Origin of the sequence: Castellaniella sp. (assembly GCF_034674885.1) — a bacterium.
Classification (GTDB): Bacteria; Pseudomonadota; Gammaproteobacteria; order Burkholderiales; family Burkholderiaceae_B; genus Castellaniella.
This window is the reverse complement of record NZ_JAUCDS010000024.1, coordinates 37025-44556: the sequence shown is the minus strand read 5'-3', so window position 1 is coordinate 44556 and position 7532 is coordinate 37025. Positions and strand designations below refer to the sequence as shown.

Here is a 7532-nt window from a genome sequence, read left to right as displayed (position 1 = left end):
ATGTGCAAGAATTGCAGGTTTGGACAATATAGTGGCCTGATTTTACGATGAACTCTGGCCCGGTGAGCATGACACAGCAACTGTTACTGGACATCCTGCCTGGGGCGCTGCCCACCCTGGACGGTTTCATCGCCGGCGCCAACCAGGCTGCCGTCGCCGCCGTCGGCACTTTGTCCCCCGGTCACGCGCTGTATCTGTGGGGGGGAGCCGGGTCGGGACGCAGCCATCTGCTGCGGGCCTGCGCCCAGGCCCGCCAGGGCCATTACCTGGACGCCCGCACACCGGCGCACTGGCTGCAAGCCCTGGCCACGGACGAAGACCACGCCCTGACGCTGGTGGCTGTGGACGACGTCAACGACCTGAACGACGCTGCCCAGGCCGCGCTGTTTGCGCTATTCAACCGGTGGCGGGCAGCCGCCAGCACCGCCGACGCCTTTGCCCTGCTGACGGCGGGCGACCGGGCGCCCCTGACCATGCCGCTGCGCGAGGACCTGCGCACGCGCCTGGGCTGGGACCTGGTCTTTCGCATCGAACAGCTGTCTGACGAGGACCGTGCCCAGGCGCTGCGCGACCGCGCCTTGCAGCGCGGCCTGAAACTGCCGGACGACGTGCTGCACTGGATCCTGGTCCACCATGACCGCGACATGGGCCGCCTGACGGCCCTGATCGATATGCTGGATCAGTATTCCCTGGCCCGCCACCGCCCTGTCACCCTGCCGCTGCTGAAAGAGCTGCTCACCCATCATTCGACGATACGCCCATGACCTCTGCTTCCCACCTGGCCCTGTTCGACCTGGACCATACCCTGCTGCCCTTCGACAGTGATTATCAATGGGCGGAGTTCCTGGCGCGCACCGGCCGCGCTGGCGACCCGGACTTGGCTCGCCAGCGCAACGACGACCTGATGCGTCGCTACAACGAAGGCACGCTGTCGGCGGAAGAAGCCGCCGATTTCATGCTGGGCCTGCTGCGCCTGGGCGAACCCGCCGAACTCGACCAATGGCACCAGGACTACATGCGGGAAGTCATCCACCCCGGCCTGCTGCCTGCGGCCCAGGCCCTGGTGGCCGACCACCAGGCACGCGGCGGCCTGTGCGCCATCGTCACCGCCACCAATGCCTTCGTCACCGCGCCCATTGCCAGGGCGCTGGGCATCGATCACCTGATCGCTACCGTCCCGCAGCGCGACGACACCGGCCGCTACACGGGCCGCATCGAAGGCACGCCCAGCTTCAAGGCCGGCAAGGTGCTGCGCGTGCGCGACTGGCTGCAATCGCAGGGTCTGCAGCTGGAAGACTTCGCGCAATCCTGGTTCTACAGCGATTCGATGAATGATCTGCCGCTGCTGGAGGCCGTCACCCACCCTGTCGCCACCAACCCCAGCCCGTCGCTGCGCGACCTGGCGCAAGGTCGCGGCTGGCGTATTCTGGATCTGTTTGCGGACATGCAGGATACAAAGTCTTAAAATACGCGCCATGCTCAAGCAGACCATCAAACATTTCGTCTCGCGCCTGTTTGCCACGCCGCCCAGCGGTCCGGCGCGCCTGTCCCGCGACAAACACGGCATCGACCGCCGACTGGTGTCGCGCCACGCGATCAAGGTCTGCGAGGTCCTGAACCAGCAGGGGTTCGACGCCTACATTGTCGGCGGCGCCGTGCGCGACCTGATCGTCGGCCTGCAGCCGAAGGATTTCGACGTCGCGACCAACGCCACGCCCAACCAGATCCGCCCGCTGTTTCGCCGCGCCCGCATCATCGGCCGGCGCTTCCAGCTGGTGCACGTGGTGTTCGGCCAGGAGATCATCGAAACATCCACGTTTCGCGCCCCGGCCTCGGGCGAAACCGACGAACACGGCCGCATCCTGCGCGACAACGAATTCGGCACCCACGAGGAAGACGCTGCGCGGCGCGACTTCACCATCAACGCCCTGTACTACGATCCCCTGAAGGAAGAAGTCATCGACTTCCACCAGGGTGTGGCGGACCTGAAGAATCGCGTCGTGCGCATGATCGGCGACCCCGAAACCCGCTTTCGCGAAGACCCGGTGCGCATGCTGCGGGCGCTGCGCTTCCAGGCCAAACTGGGCGCGCGCATCGACCCGGCCACCGAGGCCCCGATCGCCAAACTGGTGCCGCTGATCGAGCACGTCCCGGCCTCGCGCCTGTTCGACGAAACCCTGAAGCTGCTGACGTGCGGTCATGCCATGGACTGCCTGCGCGAGCTGCGCCGCTCCGGCCTGACCAAGAGCCTGATCCCGCTGATCGACCGCATCTTCGAAGAAGAAGGCGGCGAAGCCTTCGTGGAGATCGCCCTGTCGCGCACCGACGCCCGCGTGCGGGCGGGCAAACCCATCAGCCCCAGCTTCCTGTTTGCCGCCCTGTTGTGGCGGCTGGTGCAGAAACGCTGGATCACACTGGTGGCCCAGGATGTGCAGCGCAACGAGGCCCTGATCCGCGCCGCCGATTCGGTGATCGACGAACAGATGCACAAACTGGCCATCCAGCGCCGCCACCAGGCGGACATGAGGGAAATCTGGCTGATGCAGGCGCGTTTCGAGCGCGCCACGGTCCGCTCCATCTGGCGCATGATGGAACAGCCCCGCTTCCGGGCCTCCGTGGATTTCCTGCAGCTGCGCGCCGAGGCCCGCGAGGTCGACAGCGTGCTGGCGCAATGGTGGATGGACCTGTCCGACAGCGGCGACGAACGCCGCAGCCAGATGATCGACGCCTGGCAGGCCGGCCATGCCGGCGCCCGGCGCCTGGGTTCAGGTGCGAAACGCAAACGCCGGCGGCGCAAGCCAGACGCGGCGCGGTCCGACGTCGATTCACCCTCATCTCACGACGCAGCGCCTGACCCGGCATGATCACGGCCTACATTGGCCTGGGGGCGAACCTGGGCGACGCCATCGGTACCTTGCAGATGGCCGCCCGGGACATCGCCGCCAAGCCGGGCATCCAGGCCCTGCGCCTGTCCCCGTTCTACGGCACGGCACCCGTGGACTCCTCCGGTCCCGACTACGTCAATGCCGTAGCCGAAATCCGCACCTCGCTGGACGCACCTGCGCTATTGGCCGCCCTGCAATCCATCGAACAGGTCCACGGGCGCAAGCGCCCCTACCGCAACGCGCCGCGCACGCTGGACCTGGACCTGCTGTGGCACGGTGGACAGACGATCAACGAACCCGCCCTGACCGTGCCGCACCCGCGCATGCACGAGCGGGCCTTCGTGCTGCGCCCGCTGATGGACCTGGCCCCGGACCTGATCCTGGCCCAGGGCAGCCTGCCCGCCCTGCTGGCACGCTGCGCGGACCAGGCGATCCAGCCTCTGTCATCGTCCCGGAAATCCGCCATGCCCGCCCTGCCCCCCATCCGTCTGGTCGTCGCCTACACCGACAACCGCATCATCGGACGCGAGGGCGGCATGCCATGGCACCTGCCGGGCGATCTGGCGCATTTCAAGCGCAGCACACTGGGCCACCCCATCCTGATGGGGCGCAAGACCTGGCTGTCGCTGGGGCGCCCCCTGCCGGGACGGCGCAATCTGGTGCTGACCCGGGACACGGCGTTCGCAGCGGCCGGGGCCGAATGTTTTGCCTCGTTGGACGCCGCCCTGGCGTCCTGCCAGGACGCTGAGCGCATCTGCGTGATCGGTGGCGAGCAAATCTTTCGTCTGGCCCTGCCGCTGGCCGACGAACTGATCGCCACGGAAATCCATGCCCGGATCGAGGGCGACACCTGGTTTCCGGAACTGCCTGCCGGGCAGTGGCAGGAAACGGAACGCCTGCCCCAGCCGGCCAGCGACGGCGGCCTGAGCTACGATTTCGTCACGTATCGGCGCGTGCCAGGCACAAAACCCGCCTGAAAATCAATGCCCGGACTCCGCCTTCGCCCGCGCCCGGATGGCGGTGACGGGCTCGCCGGCGATCCCCCAGTTGTCGGTGTCGATCTCTTCGATCACGACGAACGTGGTCTTGGGATTCTTACCCAGCACGTCCACCAGCAGCTGCGTGGCGCCTTCCATCAGGCGGGCCTTCTGTTCGGCCGTGACGCCTTCACGGGTGATCTTGATGTTCACATACGGCATGGCTTGTCTTCCTTGGTCTTCTTCGAGCGGCTCCGGGGCCGCACATGTAAAAAGGCCCCACCGGATCGGTGGGGCCTCGGTCGGAGCCTATTCTAGGCCGATTCGACGCTCAAGCCCATCAAGAGACGGCCTGTGCCTCTGCGGCATAGGCCTCGATGGGCGGGCAGGCGCAACTGAGATTGCGATCGCCCCAGGCATTGTCCACGCGGGACACGGGCGGCCAGTACTTCCGAGCCGCCATGCCGGGCAGCGGATACGCCGCCTGTTCGCGCGTGTAGGGATGAGCCCAGTCCTGTGCCAGCAGCACGGCTGCCGGGTGCGGGGCATTGACCAGCACGTTGTCTTCCAGGGGCTGTTCACCACGCTCGACGGCGGCGATTTCCTGGCGGATGGCGATCATGGCGTCGATGAAGCGGTCCAGTTCTTCGACCCCTTCGGATTCCGTCGGTTCGACCATCAGGGTGCCGGCCACCGGGAAGCTCATGGTGGGGGCGTGGAAGCCGTAGTCCATCAGGCGCTTGGCGATGTCCTCGGCGCCAATGCCGCTGGCGTCCTTGATCGGGCGGATGTCCAGAATGCATTCATGCGCCACCCGGCCATTGGGCCCGGCCGCGTACAGGATGGGATAGTGCGGGGCCAGCCGCGACGCCAGGTAGTTGGCGTTCAGGATGGCCACCTGGGTCGCGCGGCGCAGGCCGGCCGCCCCCATCATCATGATGTACATGGTGGAGATCGGCAGGATGCTGGCCGACCCGAAGGGCGCGGCCGACACCGGGCCGGACTGCCCAGACGGCAAGCGACCGTCTTCGCCCACGATGCCCGGCAGGTACGGCGCCAAGTGCGCGCGCACCGCCACGGGGCCTACGCCCGGGCCGCCGCCGCCGTGCGGAATGCAGAAGGTCTTGTGCAGGTTCAGGTGGGACACGTCGGAACCAAACCGCCCCGGACGGGCCACGCCCACCATGGCGTTCATGTTGGCCCCGTCCAGGTAGACCTGGCCGCCAGCCTCGTGGATCAGGTCGCAGATTTCGGTGACGGTGGTCTCGAACACGCCATGAGTGGACGGATACGTGATCATCAGGGCGGCCAGGTGGTCGCCCACCTGGGCGATCTTTGCCCGCAGGTCCGCCATGTCGATGTTGCCGTTGTCGTCGGACGCCACCACCACCACGTCCATGCCGGCCAGATGGGCCGACGCCGGGTTGGTGCCGTGCGCCGAAGCGGGGATCAGGCAGACGTTGCGCTGATGCTCGCCATTGGCCTGGTGGTAGCCGCGAATCGCCAGCAAGCCGGCGTATTCACCCTGGGCGCCGGAATTGGGCTGCAGGCTGACGCGGTCGTAGCCGGTGATCTCGCACAGCGCCGAGGACAGACGTTCGATCATGTCCTGGTAGCCCTGGGCCTGACCGGCTGGGGCGAAGGGGTGCATGTGCGCGAATTCCGGCCAGGTGACGGGGATCATTTCCGCCGTGGCGTTGAGCTTCATGGTGCACGAGCCCAGCGGGATCATGGTGCGGTCCAGCGCCAGGTCCTTGTCCGCCAGAGACCGCAGGTAGCGCAGCATGTCGGTTTCGGACTTCACCCGGGAAAACGCCGGATGCGCCAGGATCGGCCCCTGGCGGCGCAAGGCCGCCGGGATGCCGTCGCCGGCGGTGGTGAAGTCGGGCGCCACGCGGGCTGCCCCGGTACCGGCCGCCAGCACGCCCAGCAGGACTTCGATATCGTTCTGGCCGACGGTTTCGTCCAGCGACAGGGCAACGCAGTGTTCGTTGACCCGGCGCAGGTTGATGCCGCCATCGACCGCCGCATCCAGCACCGCCTGGGTGCGGTCGCCGGTCTTCAGGCACAGCGTGTCGAACCAGGTGTCGTTGCAGACCGTGATGCCCATGCCGCGCAGCGCCGCTGCAAGCTGGGTCGTGTGCGTGGCGACGCGCTGGGCGATACGGCGGATGCCGTCCGGACCATGCCAGACGGCGTACATGGAGGCCATGACTGCCAGCAGCACCTGCGCGGTGCAGATGTTGGACGTGGCTTTTTCACGGCGGATGTGCTGTTCGCGGGTCTGCAGGGCCAGGCGCAGGGCGGGTTCGCCCTGGGCGTCCTGAGACACGCCGACCAGGCGGCCGGGCAGATTGCGCTTGTAGGCGTCCTTGCAGGCCATGAAGCCGGCGTGCGGGCCGCCATAGCCCATGGGCACGCCGAACCGCTGGGAGGAACCCACGGCGATGTCGGCACCCCATTCGCCCGGCGGCATCAGCAGCGCCAGGGCCAGCAGATCGGTGGCCACGGCCACGATCGCGCCGGCGTCATGGGCCTGTTGCGCCAGCGCGCGGTAATCGGCCACGCCGCCCAGGCTGTGCGGATACTGCAGCAGCACGCCGAAGCATTCCGGCAGGCCGGCGGCTTCGTCGCCGACGACCACGTCAATGCCCAGGCCGGCCGCGCGGGTGCGCACGACCTCGAGGGTCTGCGGATGCACGTGGCTGGACACGAAGAACTGGCTGGACTTGGATCGCGAGACGCGGCGGGCCAGGGTCATGGCCTCGGCAGCGGCCGTGGCCTCGTCCAGCAGAGAGGAATTTGCAATGTCCAGGCCGGTCAGGTCGGTGATCATGGTCTGGAAAATCAGCAGGGCTTCCAGGCGTCCCTGGGAGATTTCCGGCTGGTACGGGGTGTAGGCCGTGTACCAGGCCGGATTTTCCAGGATATTGCGCAGGATGACGTGCGGCACGTAGGTGCCGTAGTAGCCCTGGCCGATGTAGCTGCGCAGGACCTGATTGCGCGACGCAATCGTCTTCAGATCGGCCAGCGCCTCGACCTCGCCCAGCGGACCGGGCAGGTTCAGGTACGGGGCATCGGACAGAATGTTTTCAGGGACGACTTCGCGGATCAGGGCATCCAGGCTGGGTGCCCCGATGGCCGCCAGCATGGCCTGCTGATCGGTCTCGGACGGCCCGATGTGGCGGGCAATGAATTCGGAATGCGTGGCGGGGTCGCGCAGCATGGGGGTGTTCTCCGGTTAAATCTGGGCCTGGTAGGCGGCGGCATCCATCAGGGCATCGACGTCGGCCGCGTTGTCGGGACGGATCTTGAAGATCCACTGGTCGTAGGCGGCTTCGTTGATCAGGGCCGGCTGGTCGTTCAGGGCCTCGTTGAAGGCCACGACTTCGCCCGCCACCGGCGCGTAGATGTCGGACGCCGCCTTGACGGACTCCACCACGGCGGCGGTGTCGCCCGCTGCCAGATGGGCGCCGACCTGCACGTCGCCGACGAAGACCAGATCGCCCAGTTGGTCTTGGGCGTCGTCGGTGATACCGATCAGGAAGCAGTCGCCATCGGCCTTGACCCATTCATGGGAAGCCGTGTATTTGCGGTCGTTGGGAATGGACATGATGTACCCCGTGAATCGTGATGGTTGGTGATGAAAAAATAGTGCGGCAGGCGCACC

Annotated in this window: 7 protein-coding genes and 1 pseudogene; 5 read left to right on the top strand and 3 right to left on the bottom strand. The window is 67.0% G+C overall.

The genetic code is table 11. The features are described from left to right. Window positions 1-68: 68 nt before the first annotated feature. The 5 genes and pseudogenes from hda to VDP74_RS12355 all read left to right on the top strand — a co-directional run bounded on the left by hda (window position 69) and on the right by VDP74_RS12355 (window position 3862). Window positions 69-764 carry a DnaA regulatory inactivator Hda gene (gene hda / locus VDP74_RS12375; RefSeq protein ID WP_322999940.1) on the top strand — a complete coding sequence of 232 codons (696 nt, stop codon included), beginning with the start codon at window positions 69-71 and terminating at the stop codon, window positions 762-764. Next, the gene (locus VDP74_RS12370) at window positions 761-1465 is read left to right on the top strand and encodes an HAD family hydrolase (RefSeq protein WP_322999939.1); all 705 of its coding nucleotides are present in this window, start codon (window positions 761-763) and stop codon (window positions 1463-1465) included. Before hda ends, VDP74_RS12370 begins: the two co-directional genes overlap by 4 nt. 10 nt (window positions 1466-1475) lie before the next feature. Next, complete coding sequence (gene pcnB / locus VDP74_RS12365; protein ID WP_322999938.1) at window positions 1476-2864, top strand: polynucleotide adenylyltransferase PcnB; 1389 nt, start codon at window positions 1476-1478, stop codon at window positions 2862-2864. Then, window positions 2861-3328 (top strand): annotated as a pseudogene (gene folK / locus VDP74_RS12360) (2-amino-4-hydroxy-6-hydroxymethyldihydropteridine diphosphokinase); the annotation flags it as partial. The gene pcnB and the pseudogene folK, both read left to right, overlap by 4 nt. A gap of 21 nt (window positions 3329-3349) precedes the next feature. Continuing rightward, window positions 3350-3862, top strand: a complete 513-nt coding sequence (locus VDP74_RS12355; RefSeq protein WP_322999943.1) for a dihydrofolate reductase — start codon at window positions 3350-3352, stop codon at window positions 3860-3862. A gap of 3 nt (window positions 3863-3865) precedes the next feature. On the opposite strand, the gene VDP74_RS12350 is transcribed toward VDP74_RS12355, so the two are convergent. The 3 genes from VDP74_RS12350 to gcvH form a co-directional block, all read right to left on the bottom strand. Then, complete coding sequence (locus tag VDP74_RS12350; protein WP_322999937.1) at window positions 3866-4084, bottom strand: 4-oxalocrotonate tautomerase family protein; 219 nt, start codon at window positions 4082-4084, stop codon at window positions 3866-3868. A gap of 118 nt (window positions 4085-4202) precedes the next feature. Next, window positions 4203-7088 (bottom strand): aminomethyl-transferring glycine dehydrogenase, encoded by a 2886-nt coding sequence (gene gcvP / locus VDP74_RS12345; RefSeq protein ID WP_322999936.1) that lies wholly within the window; start codon window positions 7086-7088, stop codon window positions 4203-4205. 15 nt (window positions 7089-7103) lie between these two features. Further along, window positions 7104-7475: a glycine cleavage system protein GcvH gene (gene gcvH / locus VDP74_RS12340; RefSeq protein ID WP_322999935.1), complete on the bottom strand. Its 372-nt coding sequence runs from the start codon at window positions 7473-7475 to the stop codon at window positions 7104-7106. Window positions 7476-7532 lie beyond the last annotated feature (57 nt).